The 17,313-nt window shown below is 37.5% G+C and carries 15 protein-coding genes and 1 pseudogene; all 16 read left to right on the top strand.

The window, feature by feature from the left end; all coding sequences use genetic code 11:
• A partial coding sequence (locus tag ABJL82_RS01555; protein WP_347272933.1) for a transposase occupies positions 1–285 on the top strand: 285 nt, incomplete at its 5' end.
• A 932-nt stretch (positions 286–1,217) separates the two neighbouring features.
• Entirely contained in the window at positions 1,218–2,201 is a 984-nt protein-coding gene (gene pseB, locus ABJL82_RS01560; protein WP_347272934.1) for a UDP-N-acetylglucosamine 4,6-dehydratase (inverting), read from the top strand.
• Between the two features lie 76 nt (positions 2,202–2,277).
• Positions 2,278–2,559 (top strand): hypothetical protein, encoded by a 282-nt coding sequence (locus ABJL82_RS01565; protein WP_347272935.1) that lies wholly within the window; start codon positions 2,278–2,280, stop codon positions 2,557–2,559.
• Between the two features lie 20 nt (positions 2,560–2,579).
• Positions 2,580–2,888: pseudogene (locus ABJL82_RS01570) on the top strand (hypothetical protein); the annotation flags it as partial.
• Positions 2,889–2,984: 96 nt separating this feature from the next.
• Positions 2,985–4,172: a UDP-4-amino-4,6-dideoxy-N-acetyl-beta-L-altrosamine transaminase gene (gene pseC / locus ABJL82_RS01575; RefSeq protein WP_347273183.1), complete on the top strand. Its 1,188-nt coding sequence runs from the start codon at positions 2,985–2,987 to the stop codon at positions 4,170–4,172.
• A 343-nt stretch (positions 4,173–4,515) separates the two neighbouring features.
• Positions 4,516–5,154, top strand: coding sequence for a pseudaminic acid biosynthesis-associated methylase (locus tag ABJL82_RS01580; protein WP_347272936.1), 639 nt, complete (start codon positions 4,516–4,518; stop codon positions 5,152–5,154).
• A 62-nt stretch (positions 5,155–5,216) separates the two neighbouring features.
• A complete protein-coding gene (locus tag ABJL82_RS01585) occupies positions 5,217–6,287 on the top strand; it encodes an N-acetylneuraminate synthase family protein (RefSeq protein ID WP_347272937.1) in 1,071 nt (356 codons plus the stop codon).
• A complete protein-coding gene (locus ABJL82_RS01590) occupies positions 6,281–6,979 on the top strand; it encodes an acylneuraminate cytidylyltransferase family protein (protein WP_347272938.1) in 699 nt (232 codons plus the stop codon). The genes ABJL82_RS01585 and ABJL82_RS01590 overlap by 7 nt, the downstream gene beginning before the upstream one ends.
• Positions 6,980–6,999: 20 nt before the next feature.
• Entirely contained in the window at positions 7,000–8,004 is a 1,005-nt protein-coding gene (gene pseG, locus ABJL82_RS01595; RefSeq protein ID WP_347272939.1) for a UDP-2,4-diacetamido-2,4,6-trideoxy-beta-L-altropyranose hydrolase, read from the top strand.
• On the top strand, positions 8,001–9,053 hold the full coding sequence (locus ABJL82_RS01600) for an N-acetylneuraminate synthase family protein (RefSeq protein ID WP_347272940.1): 1,053 nt from the start codon (positions 8,001–8,003) through the stop codon (positions 9,051–9,053). Before pseG ends, ABJL82_RS01600 begins: the two co-directional genes overlap by 4 nt.
• The gene (locus tag ABJL82_RS01605; protein WP_347272941.1) at positions 9,053–9,922 is read left to right on the top strand and encodes a formyltransferase family protein; all 870 of its coding nucleotides are present in this window, start codon (positions 9,053–9,055) and stop codon (positions 9,920–9,922) included. The genes ABJL82_RS01600 and ABJL82_RS01605 overlap by 1 nt, the downstream gene beginning before the upstream one ends.
• 11 nt (positions 9,923–9,933) lie before the next feature.
• Positions 9,934–10,626 carry a WbqC family protein gene (locus tag ABJL82_RS01610; protein WP_347273184.1) on the top strand — a complete coding sequence of 231 codons (693 nt, stop codon included), beginning with the start codon at positions 9,934–9,936 and terminating at the stop codon, positions 10,624–10,626.
• Positions 10,623–11,357, top strand: a complete 735-nt coding sequence (locus ABJL82_RS01615; RefSeq protein ID WP_347272942.1) for a class I SAM-dependent methyltransferase — start codon at positions 10,623–10,625, stop codon at positions 11,355–11,357. Before ABJL82_RS01610 ends, ABJL82_RS01615 begins: the two co-directional genes overlap by 4 nt.
• A 166-nt stretch (positions 11,358–11,523) precedes the next feature.
• Complete coding sequence (locus ABJL82_RS01620; protein ID WP_347272943.1) at positions 11,524–12,105, top strand: hypothetical protein; 582 nt, start codon at positions 11,524–11,526, stop codon at positions 12,103–12,105.
• An 845-nt stretch (positions 12,106–12,950) separates the two neighbouring features.
• On the top strand, positions 12,951–13,631 hold the full coding sequence (locus tag ABJL82_RS01625) for a PIG-L deacetylase family protein (RefSeq protein WP_347272944.1): 681 nt from the start codon (positions 12,951–12,953) through the stop codon (positions 13,629–13,631).
• Positions 13,632–13,874: 243 nt separating this feature from the next.
• The gene (locus ABJL82_RS01630) at positions 13,875–17,276 is read left to right on the top strand and encodes a sulfotransferase (RefSeq protein WP_347272945.1); all 3,402 of its coding nucleotides are present in this window, start codon (positions 13,875–13,877) and stop codon (positions 17,274–17,276) included.
• Positions 17,277–17,313: the final 37 nt, after the last annotated feature.

Below are 17,313 nucleotides of genomic sequence, written 5' to 3' on the forward strand. Positions count from 1 at the left end.
ACAAAGGCACGGAATCTTCTGGAACGATTGAGGAAGTATGAGGGTGATGTGCTGAGGTTTATGGACAATAAAAATGTCCCCTTTACGAACAATTTGGCAGAAAACGATATCAGGATGACGAAGGTTCTGCAGAAGATATCGGGCAGTTTTCGTTCTTTGGATGGAGCGAAAATTTTCTGCCGCATTCGGAGTTATCTCTCGACCTGTCGAAAACAAGGGGTAAATTTGAGCCGGGCATTACAGATGCTATTCCGTGGTGAATTGCCTGCTTTTGCCAGCTCGTAACGACAGTGGGTGAAAATACGCTGAATAGATACCCCATTTCTCATAAATTTCTGTCCAGGCTTCTGTTTTTTAACATCATGTATATTTTTTATACACTTTTATCGTGACATTTTATGCTTATGAAGAAATTTTCCTTTTTATAATAAAAATATTTTAATTAATTTACAGTATTAACCAGTTAAAACCTCTTTTTTTAAGTTTTTTCTCCGTGTCCTTTGTCTTCTTTGTTCTTTGTACTACTATCCATCAACTTTTTGTTTTTTATGCGCGTTTTTCAAATGCATAACCGTCCTTCGGAGTGAGAGATAAAGTGAAAGTGAGATTCTCACTCTGGCTTTATCTCTCACTCCGAAGGGCTGTTTAGTATTTCGATATTCGTATTTGGTTGCGGCCAAAGGCCACGCCGTGAAATCTGCCTGCCTGTGCGATGCACACAGACAGGTGGTTTCTTTTTTACAAATTTCCGGCTGCTTCAGGCCCTTCGCGGTTAAACTCTCTTTGTTTGCGGCTTTACTACATTACTTAATGCATTCTGGACTCTGAGCTCTCATCCTCTCCATCATGGATTCAACACTCCTTGCTTCATATCTCCGCAGCCATTTTGCCGAAGACATTGGTATTAAAGTTGCTAACCTAATCTTTCGTTTAGAATTTCAAGGTTTTAGTTGTAGAGCGAAGAGCCTCTTCGCTCTGCATTGGGCGGCCGTCTAATGCTTTATAAATATACCTACCCCTACTCAAGTCTTTATTTTTTACTTTGGATTGTGAAAATGGTAGATTATGAAACTATGTAAAAAATAACAGAAGGTGAAATACAACTATATTGCACAGGACAATTTAGATATTGTGTTGGGAGTAATATCGGGCATTTATCAAAAGGCACAGCTTCTTTGTTACTATACAAAAGAATGTAGCAAACGGGGATATTATTAATGTTAGACAATAAAGTAATACTAATTACCGGCGGAACAGGTACATTTGGGAGAAAATGTACGGAAATTATCCTCAAAAAATACAAGCCTAAAAAGCTAATTATTTTCAGCAGAGACGAACTCAAGCAGTTTGAGATGGCACAGATTTTCTCCTTCGAAAAATATTCATGCATGAGATATTTCATAGGAGATGTTCGTGATAAGGAGCGGCTTTCTCGTGCTTTTCGAGGCGTTGATTATGTAATCCATGCAGCAGCCTTAAAACAAGTTCCCGTTGCGGAATATAACCCTTTCGAGGCAATACGGACCAATGTCTTTGGTGCAGAAAATATTATTAACACGGCAATTGACCAGGGAGTAAAAAAAGTTCTTGCGTTAAGTACAGATAAGGCCGTTAGCCCTATAAATCTCTATGGAGCAACAAAGCTATGCTCCGAAAAGCTATTCATAGCAGGAAATTCTTATGTTGGATATAACGAAACATCCTTCAGTACCGTCCGTTACGGAAATGTAATCGGAAGCAGGGGAAGCGTTATACCACTCTTTTTAAAACAAAAGGAAACAGGTGTATTATCCATTACCGATTCCCGCATGACACGATTCTGGATTACCATTGAGCAAGGCGTTAATTTTGTTATGGAATGTCTTGAACGTATGGTAGGCGGCGAATTGTTTGTACCAAAACTTCCAAGTATGAATATAATGGACCTCGCCAATTCAATAGCCCCAGGTTGTGAAACAAAAGTCACCGGTATCCGTGCGGGTGAAAAACTACACGAGGTCATGATCTCCAAAGACGAAGCTATAAGGACATTGGAATTTGATAATTATTATATGATCCAACCCACTTTTAAATTTTTTGAGCGGCGTTATAAAAATAATCATGGAGTACCCGTGCCTGAGGATTTTGAATATAATTCCGGAACAAATAACTGGTTTTTAACAATTCAGGAAATGAGTGAAATGATAAAGGGTATAAAATAGAGGAATTTAAAAATGCACACATATAAATATGAAATAATGGTTATTACATAAATCTTGTTTGTTGGGAGGTTGAAATATGAAAATAGAATATATCGGAGAGATCCTTCCTGATGGACATTTATCTTTAGAAAAGAAGGTTCTAAAAGTGCTGAATGTTGGAGAAAAAGTAAAAGTAAGGCTTGAAAATATCAAAGGGAAAAAATCAAAAGAAAGAAGAGAATTAGATCCGGCAACGAAAAGAATTCTAGACAGGATAAATAATCCTAAACCTATTGGTGTACCAGATGATCCTGGAATGTTCAGCCATTCAAAATTAGCCGAAGAAAGAATTGATGAGAAATTTCCATGTACGGAATAGATACTAATATCTTAGTTTACATGTTTGATGCTGCATCTGTATATCAAAGTGAATCTAAGATGTTTATTGCGGAAAGCTTAAAAAAAGAAAAGATTGCTATCGCAGAATTTACTCTTTTTGAATTTTATTCAGTAATTACCGATGGAAGAAAGGTCAAAACGCCTTTAGCTCCTTTTGAAGCGGGAGCTATTATTCAAGACTTTTACGAATCCGAGGGTTTTGAAGTTTTTAGTCTTCTTGAGGAAAATTTATACAATATGTTTTCTTATGCAAAAGAAAATAATATTAAACGCAATGATGTTTATGATCTGAAAATTGCCTATACTTTAAAGACCAATGGAATTAAAACAATATACACCGCAAACACAAAAGACTTCAAAAAGTTTAAATTTATTTCTGTAGTAAACCCTTTTACTACCAGTAAGATTAGCCAAGCCAATAAGCCAAAAACTATTCCTTATAGCCGTCAATCAATAGATGAAAAAGATATAGCTTCAGTTTGTTCAGCGCTCCGTTCCGACTGGTTAACACAGGGGTCAAAAATTAAAGAATTTGAAGGGCTACTTGCTAATTACTGTGGGGCAAAGTTTGCTGTAGCCGTTTCCAGTGGTACCGCAGCCCTGCATGCAGCTTATTTTGCGGCTGGTATAAGTCCTGGCGACGAAGTAATAACAAGTCCCATAACCTTTGCAGCAACCGCAAACGCAGCCATCTATATGGGTGCAAGACCTGTTTTTGTTGATGTAGAGCCGGATACCGGCAATATAGATACGAGAAAAATACAAAGCGCTATTACCGCAAAGACAAAAGCCATTGTCCCGGTTCACTTTGGCGGACATCCTTCTGATATGGAACAGATACACTCAATAGCTGATAAGAATAGGCTTATTGTTATTGAGGATGCCTGCCATGCCCTCGGTGCACAGCACAAGATAAAAGATAATGATGGCAATGAAAAATGGGTAAAGGTTGGTAGTTGTACCCACTCAGACATGGCGATCTTCAGTTTTCACCCTGTTAAACCAATAACTACCGGAGAAGGTGGGGCAGTGCTGACAAACAACGAAGATTTTTATAAAAAACTATTAATGTTCAGGAGCCATGGTATTACCAGAACAGACTTTGTTAATGAGCCTCATGGTGAATGGTACTATGAAATGCAGTGTATGGGCTATAACTATCGTATGACAGATATCCATGCAGCGTTAGGCATATCTCAACTTAACAAACTCGATTCCTTTATAAGGGCAAGAAGAAACATACGGGACATATATAATAAGGAATTTGCTGAAAATCCTTATATTGACCTTCCTGTGGAGAAAGATTATGTCAATTCAAGTTTGCATCTTTATGCGGTAAAACTGAAGGGAAAATATATAGGACAGAAGACAAATATTTTTGAAAGATTGAAAGAAAAAGGGCTCGGAGTACAGGTACACTATATCCCTGTTTATCTCCATCCCTTTTATAAAAAAACTGGCTATGATGAAGGCATTTGCCCTGATGCAGAGTTATTTTATAAAAGGCAGCTTAGCATCCCACTGCATCATGGTCTTAGCGAAACAGATGCTTTACGCTTAACGAAAATTGTTATAGAAGCATTCAAAAAATGACTAATTGTTCACTGGCGGGGAAAGATTTGACAAGATAACAGGATAGACATGATATAAAGTAATTTCTGACAGGATAATCAGGATGAATTAAGGTGGCTTTTATTTATATTAGGTTGGGTTTTAAAAGACGAAAACCCAACGGCATTAATTTTTACCCACCCCTCAATCCCCTCCCAAGAGGGGACTTATAAAATTCCCCTCTTGGGAGGGGATTGAGGGGTGGGTTTATTCATTCTTAACTTAAAATATTGAAATTTCTAAATATCATGTAAATCCTGTTCATCCTGTCTAAGAAAATCTAACTGTTACCAAAGATGGTTAAAGATAGAGAGGGGAGAAAAACTTGAGTTATCAGATTGCCAGGTGGGCTGGTGTTTTCGGTCATGAATATACTGACAGGAATATGGCCAATAGATTTGAAATGGAGGCCATTTATAAAAGAAACTTTGGTATTACAAGGCAACAGATGAATGAAGAATTTTTATCCGGCCTTGATAAAGATATTGCAGTTTTGGAAGTGGGTTGTAACGTTGGTAATCAGCTTATTCTGCTTGCAGATATGGGATTCAAAAGACTCTATGGTATTGAATTATCCGATTATGCATTTGAAATTGCCAAAAAAAGGACTGAAACAAAAGGTATAAGTTTTATCAAAGGCAGCGTATTGGACATTCCTTTCAGGGATGGTTTTTTTGATATGGTTTTTACATCAGGCGTTCTAATACACATACATCCTGCTGATATACAGAAGGCCATTTCAAATATACACAGATGCTCTGGAAAATATATTTGGGGTTTCGAATATTATGCAGAAAGTTATCAGGAAGTGTTATACAGAGGACATAAAAATCTGTTATGGAAGACTGATTTTGCAAAATTATATAAGGATGCTTTTCCAGGCATCAAGCTAATAAAGGAAAAGAAATATACCTATCTTGATGATAATAATCTTGTAGATCAGATGTTTTTGTACGAGAAGTAGATCAAGCAAATAGCAAGTTTTTTGTAAAGATTTGAGGTAAATACAATAAAGGAGAATATGGAATGTCTGCTGAAATTGCCGGAAGAACAATAGGAGATGGTCAACCTGCCTACATAGTGCTTGAGGCAGGCCCGACGCACACAGGCCTTGAATCTGCAAAAAAGCTTGTAGATATTTCTGCTGATACAGGGGTAGACGCCATAAAGTTCCAGATGCTTGATGTTGAAAGGCTGATGGGAGAGAAGGATGTAATCTTCTCTTATAAAGTCCTTTCTGATAAGGCCCAAAATATAACTGATACGGTAGAAGAGCCCCTTTACGATATATTGAAAAGACGGGTACTTACCAAGGGTGAATGGAAGGCGCTTAAGCTGCATTGTGATAAAAAAAAGATTACATTTATTTCAACTGCTGTTTTCCCGGAGGAAGTTGATTTTCTTGTTGACGAGATTGAGACGTCTTCAATTAAGATTGCCTCCGGAGATATTAATCACCTTCCACTTATCAGACATACCGCAAGAAAGGGTGTAAATATACAAATAGATACAGGCAGTTCAGATTTATGGGAAATTGAAAGGGCTATTGGCGCTATTGAATCTGAGGGCAATAAAAATATTCTTATACATCTTTGTCCGACAGGTTATCCCGCCAGGCTCGAAAGCATACATCTTAGAATGATCACTACTCTTAAGATAATGTTTAGTGAATATGCCGTTGCCTTTTCAGACCATACACCGGGTTGGGAAATGGATATTGCAGCCGTAGCTCTTGGCGCCAACCTTGTAGAAAAAACTATTACTACAGACAGAACAATAAGAAGCTGTGAGCATATGTTCTCACTTGAACCTCATGAAGTTAGAAGATTTGTGAGATCCATAAGAGAACTTGAGATGGCGCTGGGAAATTTCAGAAGGACAATACCTGATGAGGCAAAAAAGGGAAGACTGAAAGTAAGAAGAAGTATATTCTTAACAAAGGAAATGGAGGTGGGTGATGTTCTTAGGAATGAAAACATTGACTTCAGGAGGCCAGGTTTTGGCATAGGCCCTGATGAGATTGATTATGTAATAGGAAAGAGATTAAAGAGAAAAGTCGGCAAGGATGAGATGCTTAGGTGGGATGACATATGTTAAGTGAGGAATTTCTTTGTATTATCCCTGCAAAAGGTACTTCCAATAGGTTAAAAAGAAAAAATATAGCTATGCTAAACGGAAAACCTTTGATTGCGTACGCCATTGATGCAGCTAAAAAAACAGGTATTTTTAAAGAGATATTTGTTTCTACAGAGGATGATGAGATTAAAAGAATAGCTGAAGATTATGGGGCAATCGTTCCTTACATACGACCAGAATATCTTTCTAAAGATCCCGCCGGTGTCGTAGAGGTCTGTTTGCATATGATTAACTATCTGGAAGGAATAGGAAAGTTTTATAAGACTCTTTTTATTCTGCTTCCCACATCGCCTTTAAGAACTGACGCAGATATTATATCTGCACTTAATAATTTTGCCACGTCAGATGCCAAGGTTCTCATGAGTGTGTCAGAGTACATGCACACCCCCTTTGCAGCATTAAAAGCTGACGACAGAGGTTATCTCAGCCCTTATTTCCCTAAGCTTATAAATCTAAAAAGCCAGAAGATGCCAAAGGCATATATCTGTAATGGAGCGGTTACAATACTTGATATTACCGAGTTTAAGATGCAAAAGAATTACCATTTTTATCCAATGGCTTCATACATAATGCCGTGGGAAAGGTCTATTGATGTTGATAATGAAATTGATCTGAAGTTTGCAGAATTTATTATGAAGGTTGGTACTGAATAAAATTTTGCATGAATGCGAAGATGTTGATTAGAGCAGACGCTACGCGGGATATCGGCACCGGCCATGTCATGAGATGTTTGGCTTTAGCTTGTTCATGGAAGAAACAGGGGGGGGAAATAGCATGGGTAACGCACTGCGACACTAAAAAAATACTGGAAAGAATAAAACAAAACAGTAGTAAAGTATATGAATTGAGCAGGTATAGTAGTTCAGAAGAAACAATAGACATTATTGGTGAAGAATCTCCCGACTGTATTGTTCTTGACGGTTATCAATTTGATACTGAATATCAGAAAGGCATATCTGAATGCGGCATCAAACTGCTTGTTATAGATGATTATGCTCATCTTGATAAATATTATGCGGATATAATCTTAAATCAGAATTTTGGCGCAGATAGATTTAAATATAACGCATTACCTCAAACAAAATTTCTGCTTGGGACGGATTATGCTATGCTGAGAAGCGAATTTTTCAATTATAGAGGATATAAAAAAGAAATTAAGAATAAGGCGGAAAATATCCTTGTTACGATGGGTGGCGCAGACGCAGAAAACCATACTTCAAAGATGCTTGATGCATTGAATCTGGTGGATGTATCGCTTTGCATAAAAGTTCCAATTGGCGCCAACAATCCTCATCTCAATTCGGTAAAAGCCATTGCAGATAAAAGTAAACACAACATAGAAATTATTTATGACTCACAAGATATGCCTGCCTTTATGCAATGGGCTGATGTTGCTATTTCGGCAGGCGGCACAACTACATGGGAGCTTCTTTTTATGGGTGTGCCTTCTGTGTTATGCATAACTACGGACAACCAGGAGGATATAGTAAATTCGTTAAACAGAAAAGGCATGGTATTGTCTTTAGGATGGATAATGCAAAACAATTACCTGGATATTGTTAGTATTTTACAAAAACTCATTGCTAATAAATCTTTACGGGAAGAACTCAATAACAGATGCCAGACAATTGTTGATGGTATGGGAACCGAAAGGGTAATTGAGGCATTATGGCAATGAAGATTCAAATTGGTAATAAAAAACGTATAGGTGAGGGATGTCCATGTTTTATTATTGCAGAGGCTGGAATAAACCATAACGGAAATATTGATATCGCCAGGAAGATGATTGAAGTCGCAAAGGAATGTGGCGCTGATGCTATAAAATTTCAGACATTTAAGGCAGATGAGTTTATAGCAGATCATGATGAAACATATACATATTATTCTCAGGGCAAAAAGGTTGTTGAGTCCATGCTTGAGATGTTTAAGCGATATGAGTTCTCTAAAAAACAGTGGAAAGAAATAATTGCTTACTGTAAAACGAAAAATATTGTATTCCTTACTACGCCACAGAATGCATCTGATCTTGATTTTATTCTTGGTTTAACGCATCTTCCTATTATCAAAGTTGGTGCAGACGATCTGACGAACATTACTCTATTGAAGTATTATGCCGCCCAAAAAATACCTATGATTATATCCGCAGGTATGGCATATGCTTCTGAAATTGAAGATGCGGTTAATACTATAAGAAATACAGGAAACGACAGTATTATTGTTTTACATTGTGTTTCCTCTTATCCGGCTGATGCAGAAGAGATAAATTTGAGAAAGATGGGGACAATAAAGGATGCCTTTGGAGTTATTATTGGTTTTTCTGACCATTCCATTGGAATAACTGCCTCTGTTGGAGCTGTTACGTCAGGGGCTAAGGTTATAGAAAAACACTTCACTCTTGATAAAAATATGAAAGGGCCGGATCATTGGTTCTCTGCTGACCCACAGGAACTTAAAGAACTTGTAAAGTCAATCAGATTTATAGAAAAAGCACTGGGTTTTCCAAAACTGATTCCAACTACAAAAGAGATAGATATGAGAAAAATATGCAGAAGAAGTCTCGTTGCCGCGAGAAACCTTAAAAAGGGTCTCCGTCTCGCAGAAACAGACATTGCAAGTAAGAGGCCGGGGACGGGTATTGCACCGAAATTTGCCCCGTATATATTAGGCAGAAGGCTAAAAACAAACATTAATAAAAACAACTTGATATTACTTGAACACCTTGATTGATGTTACAAAATAAAAGAATAATTTTTCTAGGGAACTTAGAGGAGGGTCTATTATCACTCTCAAGACTAATAAGAGAAGGTTACAACGTACAAATTTGCTTAGGAGATAAAAGGAGCGATGTTCTAAAAGAATACTGTGAAACACATAATTTGCACTACGCTGATGGCAAAATAGTAAAGGGAAATGATTTTCTTGAAATGCTTAATATATATAAACCCGATCTGTTAGTTTCTAATAATTTCCTTTATCTATTGCCGGAGCAAGTTCTTAAAAACTACAAAGCAATAAACCTTCATAGCTCGCTCTTGCCGGACTATAAAGGAAGGACTCCTGTTATACAGTGTATATTGGAGGGAAAACAAAAAACAGGCTATACTATTCATTACATGTCTCCTGAAATGGATTGTGGAAATATTCTCCTTCAGAGGAAAATTCCTCTTTCAGGTCAGGAAACATCTGTTGACATTATGAGAACTATGATATCTTATCAGCCATCAGATATTATTAAGGCTACTGAACTTGCACTAGAAGGTTTTGAAGGAATACCAATGAAAAGCGGCCGTAGTATTGATGTGGAACAATATAGAGAGATTCGCATAGGAATAGATACTGTAGAAGAATGCACAAGAAAACTAAAGGCTTTTGTTAAGCCATATGCCCTCCCTTATATCAACCTGGATAGACAAAAGTTTTTTGTTATTGAAGGTACATGTTCAATGAACGTAGATACTAAAGGCGATGTTGTTACCCTGAGACTAAAAAATGGCTATCTTAATTTGTTGAAAATATCTATTCATGGAGAAATACAGTTTAATGCTATGAACTTTATAAAAGAAATTGGAATAGAACTACCGGAGCGTGGCAGGTGAGATTGACAATAATGCAACCTGCTTACTGGCCATGGCTTGGATGGTTTCATCGGGTAGCTATAAGTGATATGCTTATTATACTTGACAATGTACAGATAGACCTTAACAGCAGGACAAAATTTGCAAACCGTAATAGGGTACGTACCAAAGATGGTTGGCGATGGATTACTGTTCCATTAAAGACCAAAGGAAAGTTCGGAAATCTTTACCTTAATCAGATTGAGGTTGAGAATAATCAGAGATGGAGTGAAAAACATCTAAACGTTATACGACATAATTATTCAAAGTCCTTTTTTTATGAAAGACATGAAACATATCTCATTGATTTGTATAGCCGGAAATGGAAACTACTCACTGAATTGGCAAATGAAACAACCCGATATCTACTTGATGCCTTACAAATTAAGAAACCTTTTCTTTCCAGCGCTGAGATGAACGTTTCAGGCCAGAAAGATGAGCTTTTACTGAATTTATGTAAAGCTGTTGGTGCAGATACATATATATCCGGGCCTTTCGGCAGAACTTATATCCGTGAGAACTTATTTGAAGCCAATGGAATAAAGGTATTGTATCATGATTATAAGCACCCTGTTTATCCGCAAACATATGAACGGTTTGAGCCCTTTATGTCTGCTATTGATCTATTGATGAATTGTGGTGATAAGTCAAAAAACATACTGATGGGAGAGGAAGGTATTTTATGACATTCTCAAAGGAATGGGAGGCACAGTTTGCTGCTGGATCACACTTTTCACACTATCCCTGGAGTGATCTCGTAGCGCTTGTAATGCGCCATGCAAATCCCAAAAAGTATGATCATAAAGTAAAAGTTCTCGAACTTGGTCCCGGTGTTGGTGCAAATATCCCCTTCTTTTTAGATAAAGGCTTTGAGTATCATGCAATTGAGGGATCAGAAACAGCAGTAAAATATATGAAAAATAAATTTGGTAATAATATAGAAGTGATTGCAGGAGATTTTACTTCTCTCATTCCATATGAAGAAAGTACCTTTGATTTAATAATAGATCGGGGTGCAATTACATGCAATAGAATATATGGAATAAAAAAGGTAATAGAAAAATCAGCATCTATTCTGAATAACGGCGGAATGTATATTGGAATAGATTGGTATTCCACCCTCCACCCTTACTCAAAATATGGCGTAGAAGTTGAGCCTAACACAAGGGTTGATATCCCGATTGGAACCTTCAAAAACGCTGGAACAGTACACTTTTTCACAGAAGATGAGTTGTGTTCCCTCTTTTATAAAGATTTTGATATTATGTACTTAGAACACAAAACATATAGTACTATAATCCCAGACAGAGAGTCTGGTTGGGCATCCTATAATGTTGTGGCAAAGGGGAAAAAACGAGCAATAGTTGAATTCGCTTCTCTCAACCAACCTTATAACGCTATAACTTTGCAAGATTGAAAATTAGTTACTTTTTCCGCTTATTAGGTTTGAGTATTATCCATTCTTATAGGATAGTTAAAACTTTGCGAAAAACCGGAGCGTATAGAATCTCTGTGAAAGTCCAGAGATATTGTGATAGATGGAATATTGTTTTGCGTATTTAAATAGTTAGAGTTAATAAATTATGGCGATTTACGAATCAAGTAGTCTTATTCACTGGAATTATTTTATAGCTCTTGAATCAGATATAGCGCGATTAGCAAGGTTTGTTGAATTTACAACAAAAAATTTCGATACATTCTCAATTGAAATTGCTCATCTGTTATTAGCAGCATCATCGGAAGTTGACGTAGTGGCTAAACAATTATGCCGGAAGTTAGACTCTTCAGCGAATGCTGAAAAAATTGGACAATATCGAAATGTAATTAAGATGCATATCCCTTCCATGGGAACTTCTATTGTTACTATCCCTCGTTATGGATTAGAACTCATACCTTGGAGTAATTGGCAAAGCGACGAAACTCCTGATTGGTGGGTCGGGTATAACAAAGTCAAACATGAAAGAAACTCCCATTTCGAAAAAGCGAACTTAAAGAATGTTCTGAATGCAATGTCCGGATTGCTTTTGTTGATAATTTACTATTATCGTGAAACGGCAAAAATCGAAAGAATTGTGCCTGCTCCCGCGATATTCATGCCACCAAAAGAACTGGCAAATATTTCTCATACAATGGGTGGAGATACTGCATTATTTTTTGCAAAGTAACGTAAACAACTATGTGTACTTGAACGAAAAACACTTTTCCAGTTTGCATTGTGATGCTACTTATAAATCGGTTTTAAGCATTTGATTTTCATGCGGTGGCAGTAGGTTAGGTTGAAAGAATTGGAAATTCATGTAAAAGTCAAAAGATATTGTGATAGATAGAATTTTATTTGAGTTTTACGTACTTATTAGTTAGATACCGAAAATATTCATGATCAAAATCAAATGTGCTTCGTGCGGTTACAAACCTAACGAGCAGAAAAATTTTTCCGAATATGAGCATCTACCTTGCCCGAAGTGCAGCTCGCAGTGTTGGAACCTGGTTTTGATCCAATCTGACACATTAGAAGTCAAAGACCGACATAAAATGAAACTAAAAGGTGTTGAGCGTGCTACATCCGGTAGAGCAGCCAGAGAGCTAATACAAGGTCACGACCTTTATCGAAAAACTGGAAAGTGGAACTATCTGTATCGTCTAATTGACAGAAAGAACGACTGCTACCACGAAAGAATTACTGATCCAAGAACAGGGAAAACTATTCGTGAGTGTCTGGAGCCACTCAGCAAACATATACACCGCGGTTCCGCAAAACGAGAATGAAACAGTATCTAATGTATTTTATTCTGGCCAGCGTTGTGAAACGTCGTTGAAAACTGCTGGTTCTATTCAAGGCCATGCGGCTCAACAAAGCGTTATCCCTCAATGGAAAATTCATGTATAAAACGAAATAAATGTAGTTACTGTAGTTCATATGCCTGCTAAGTTTGTTAAGCGAAAAATTACAAACTGGAAATCAGATATATGCTCTGTTACGGCTTAACTTCCTAATAGGTTAAGAAGAAAAATGAACAAAAAGGTTCTTATTATTGCTGCACATCCTGATGATGAAATCCTTGGTTGTGGTGGAACTATTGCGAGGTTGGTTCGTGAAGGCAATGAGGCTTATACACTTATATTAGGCGAGGGCATAACCTCAAGGGACGAAAAAAGGGACAGGGCTAAAAGACAGAAGGATGTAGAAAATTTAAAGGTACAAATACAAAAAGCTAACAAAACGATTGGAGTTGAAAAATTTTTTACATTTGATTTTCCTGACAATAGGTTTGATTCAGTGCCATTACTGGATATTGTGAAAGTGATTGAAGATATTAAAGGGAAAATAAAACCTGATACAGTTTTCACCCATTATCAAAAGGATTTAAATATTGATCATCAGATTACCTATAGAGCGGTTTTAACTGCCTCAAGACCTCTGCCAGATGAGACTATAAAAGAAATATACTCGTTTGAGGTACTTTCCTCCACGGAATGGAATTATCCATTAAGTTTTTCACCAGACGTTTTTTTTGACGTCTCAGAAGCCATAGATTCAAAGCTGAAAGCGATGGCTGAATATAAATCGGAGCTTAGAGATTATCCGCATCCACGCTCATTAGAAGGAATTAAACAGAACGCACAATTATGGGGGATAAAGTCTGGATTGAAATATGCTGAGGCTTTTAAGGTGGTGAGAATAATAAGATAATTAGCAAAAAGGGCAATATTTAATTTAAACGAATTACCGATGCTTCATTAGTTAATTAGTTAATGCAATGAATGCATTATTCAGATTATTAAATTCTTTTGAATAAAATGTAAGATGTCTACTAAACTTGGTTTGGGATTTACAAAGTAAAGACTTTTTAAAAACGTATACTCACATAATCTTTAGAAAATCGACTCCTACCTGGATGAACTTGATAATATTGTGTTTTGAAAGAGAATTCTCATGAAAACAGTCTGCTTTGTAATTAATCAGCATGACGCTAACTGGTTAGCAGAATACTGGAATAATCACATTGGAAAAGAAGAAATATCTGTCGTCGCCCCCTCTTTTGAAGGGCGAATAACAGCGCAGTCTCTGAACATCCCATACAAAAGCTATGAGGAATATGCCTGGGCGATAGACAAAGCCAAAATATTTGACCATGCACGCTGGCAAGCTTATTACTGGCATCAACTTCCAGAATTAAAATCAAATCCTCATCTGGAGGCGGTAAGAGCATTCAAAGGTTACCCACTATTGGTGATGCACCATCCCACCTTTTTCCAGGCATTTCAGGAGATTTTCCAGTCTTATGAATTTATAACAAAGATTATTCAAAAGGAAAGTCCCGATAGAATTGTAACCGGCAGGTATGAAAACCCTTTTGATAATGAGGCACAACCACCCTTTAACAGTATCATGTTAAATATATTGACCTCGAGTTATGGATTGGAACATGAAGTAATAAAGGCTTTGGCCTTAAGCCGGAATATTGAAGTTATTGTAAAGGCCGTACCTTCAAACGCCTGGAACACGGCTGCCTCAACTGTTGCGGTTGATTCCATGTCTTTGCCAAAAGAAATTGCCTGTACCTCAAAGTTGGCAGGACCTAAAATATTGTTTTTTACCTGGGGTGGGTACTATTTTCAACAGGTTTCTGAGACGTTTGATTATTTACTGAAAAACAGTTCACGTATAGGCGTGGTTATTGTAGGTGGTAAATTGATACCCGATGAAGAGGGCTCACTTGAACGGAAAAATATCTACGTTACATACAAGTCTGATTGGCACACAAAAAACGAGGATGAGCTGTTACTCGAATGGAAAAGAAAAGGCGAACGTGCATTTGAAAGTATTTCCCAAAACAGGGCGTTGAATGATTATTTTTCAGAGACGTGTGATAGCTGTTGTACGGGATTAGCAATGGAGGCTGTTAAAGCGAATCTTACCAAATATATTCCCTACACAGTAAGAGAACTTATACGTTCAGAGAATATCATTGAAACCTTTAAATCTGATGTGGTTATTGCGCATTTTGCCTGGCATCCATGGGAATCCGCGGATGTTCTTCCTGCGAGGCAGTATGGTATTCCTACGCTAACAATAGGACACGGGGTTTCAGCTTCAATGATAGCACCAATAGATACTTTTTCATCTGAATATTATGCCGTTAATGGGATTGCGTATAAAGAGGCGTTAATGAAATCACAAGGTTGTTCAGATGCTTCCATCGCACTTGTTGGTAATTGCAGGTTTGACAAAATCAAAGTAACCAACTCAAATATGAAGGAAATAAAAAAGGCTTTTGGCCTGAATCCTGAATCCCCTGTATGCATATTTTGTGACTCAAGTGGCTGGTCTCATGCGTTTGAAAAACGACATTCAGTGTTTAAAACCATAGAACAAATATTGGCACTAAAAAATATATTTCCGGAATTGCAAATTGTTTACAGGATTCACCACGGCTTAAGTAGCGGTAATTTTATGAAAAGAATCTTTGACAATACAAAAATTCCAGGATTCATTTTTCAGATTTCTCCTTCACCTCTTTTCACAGACATTGTTCAGGCTGCCGACTTTGTAATTGCACATCACACTAGCGCCATAGCAGAAGCTTTGTTAAGCGGCGTTAGGGTAATTTATCTAACAGCGCTTTCTTCCATTATTGAACTGGATCATTACTGTTGTGATGCGGTAAAAATCGCAGATAACTTTGAGATTTTGCCCAATATTATTAATAAATTTCTCAATAACCCGGTCTCAAAAGAAGACGTAAGGGTGATGGCACAACCTTATTTCGAAAAATTACTGAACGGGTGTGATGGAAAGTCCAACAATCGGCTTTCCCGTCTTATATTGAAACTGACTGAAATACCCGAAAATCAAAGGGAAAAGGGATTCTGTGATTGGATTAAAAGAATTGAGGCATCCTGCGAATTTAAGATTGGGCAAACAAATAGCATTCAACCTAATAAAGGTGACTCCAAGGTTTCAAAATCCAATGACATCACAAATGTGGTAACAAAGAAAACAAAAACAAAAGGTGACTACACAGGACATAACCTTGTTTTTATTGTCGGCTGCCCACGAAGCGGTACCACATGGTTGCAGAGACTTCTTGCATGCCATCCCAAAATTAGATCGGGACAGGAATCGGATGTGTTTGATATGTTCATAGGACCTCAGTTGCGGGCATGGCGATATTGTTTGGACTATAAACAGAGTGGCCGCCCTGTGGGCCTATCAAGCTATTTACGCGAAAGTGAATATCTCTCCGCTTTAAGGCAGTATATGATGAATTTATTAGAGCCCATGATAGGCAATCTTCAAGAAGGAGAGGTATTTGTTGAAAAAACTCCATCTCATGCACTTTTTATTCCAGAAATCATGGAGATGCTTCCCGAATGCAAAATTATTCATGTATTAAGGGACGTGAGAGATGTTGTCGCGTCTCTTTTGGCAGCATCTAAATCGTGGGGACAATACTGGGCACCAAAGGATGCCCATTCTGCGGCAACCATGTGGGTACAACACGTTCAGGCAGTTCGTGATTCAACTAAAAAATTGTCGAGCACACAATTTTACGAGTTACGCTATGAAGACTTCGTAAACGATACTGAAAATATCCTAATAGATGTAAGCTCTTTTCTAAATTTGCAGTGGCCTAGTGAATCGCTCAGAATTGCTATTTCCGACAACCGGGTTGAAAAGGCGAAAAAAGACGGAGGAACGCCTATCCCCATCAGGGGAGAACTAGGTTCTCTCTTGGGACCGGTAACAAAAGAACCAGAAGGTTTTGTCCGCAAAGGTCAACCGGGATCATGGAAGGATGAGTTGTCATCACAGGATTTGCATGCGATTTCTCGGATTGCTCAAGCAACGATGCTTCACGTTGGATATAATTGGGAAACAGGAAAAGATTCTGAGGCAGAGATCAAAGATAATTGGTACACCAATAGACAAAAAGAGGATCTTCATTGTTCCCATGAAATTAATATCGATGCAATGAAAATTTACATCGACAAGTTAAGAGAGGAAGGAAAAGTATCGCTTGCAGAAACGGCATTAGACGCTTCTCTAAACAAGTACCCTGACTCACTTGAATTACGTCTCCTCAAAGCTGAGTTTAAAGCACATATAGGGAAACAAAATGAAGCAGAAAATATTCTCCTGGAAATAATTAAAATTAAACCGGATCATATTGGTGCGCTCAATAAGCTAGCTGTTATTGAATATAGTGAAGGGCATTTAATGTCGTCTCTTGAATTCATAAAGCATGTGTTAACTCTCGAAAAGTCTAATCAAGAGGCCTTGAAAATGATATCAAAAATAAAAGATACTTATAGCCAAACCAATGTCCATTAGAGAATATAATGGAAGAGAATGTGGATTAAAACAAGTC

The sequence above is a fragment of the Candidatus Kuenenia sp. genome, assembly GCF_039794105.1.
In the GTDB taxonomy this organism is placed as follows: domain Bacteria; phylum Planctomycetota; class Brocadiia; order Brocadiales; family Brocadiaceae; genus Kuenenia.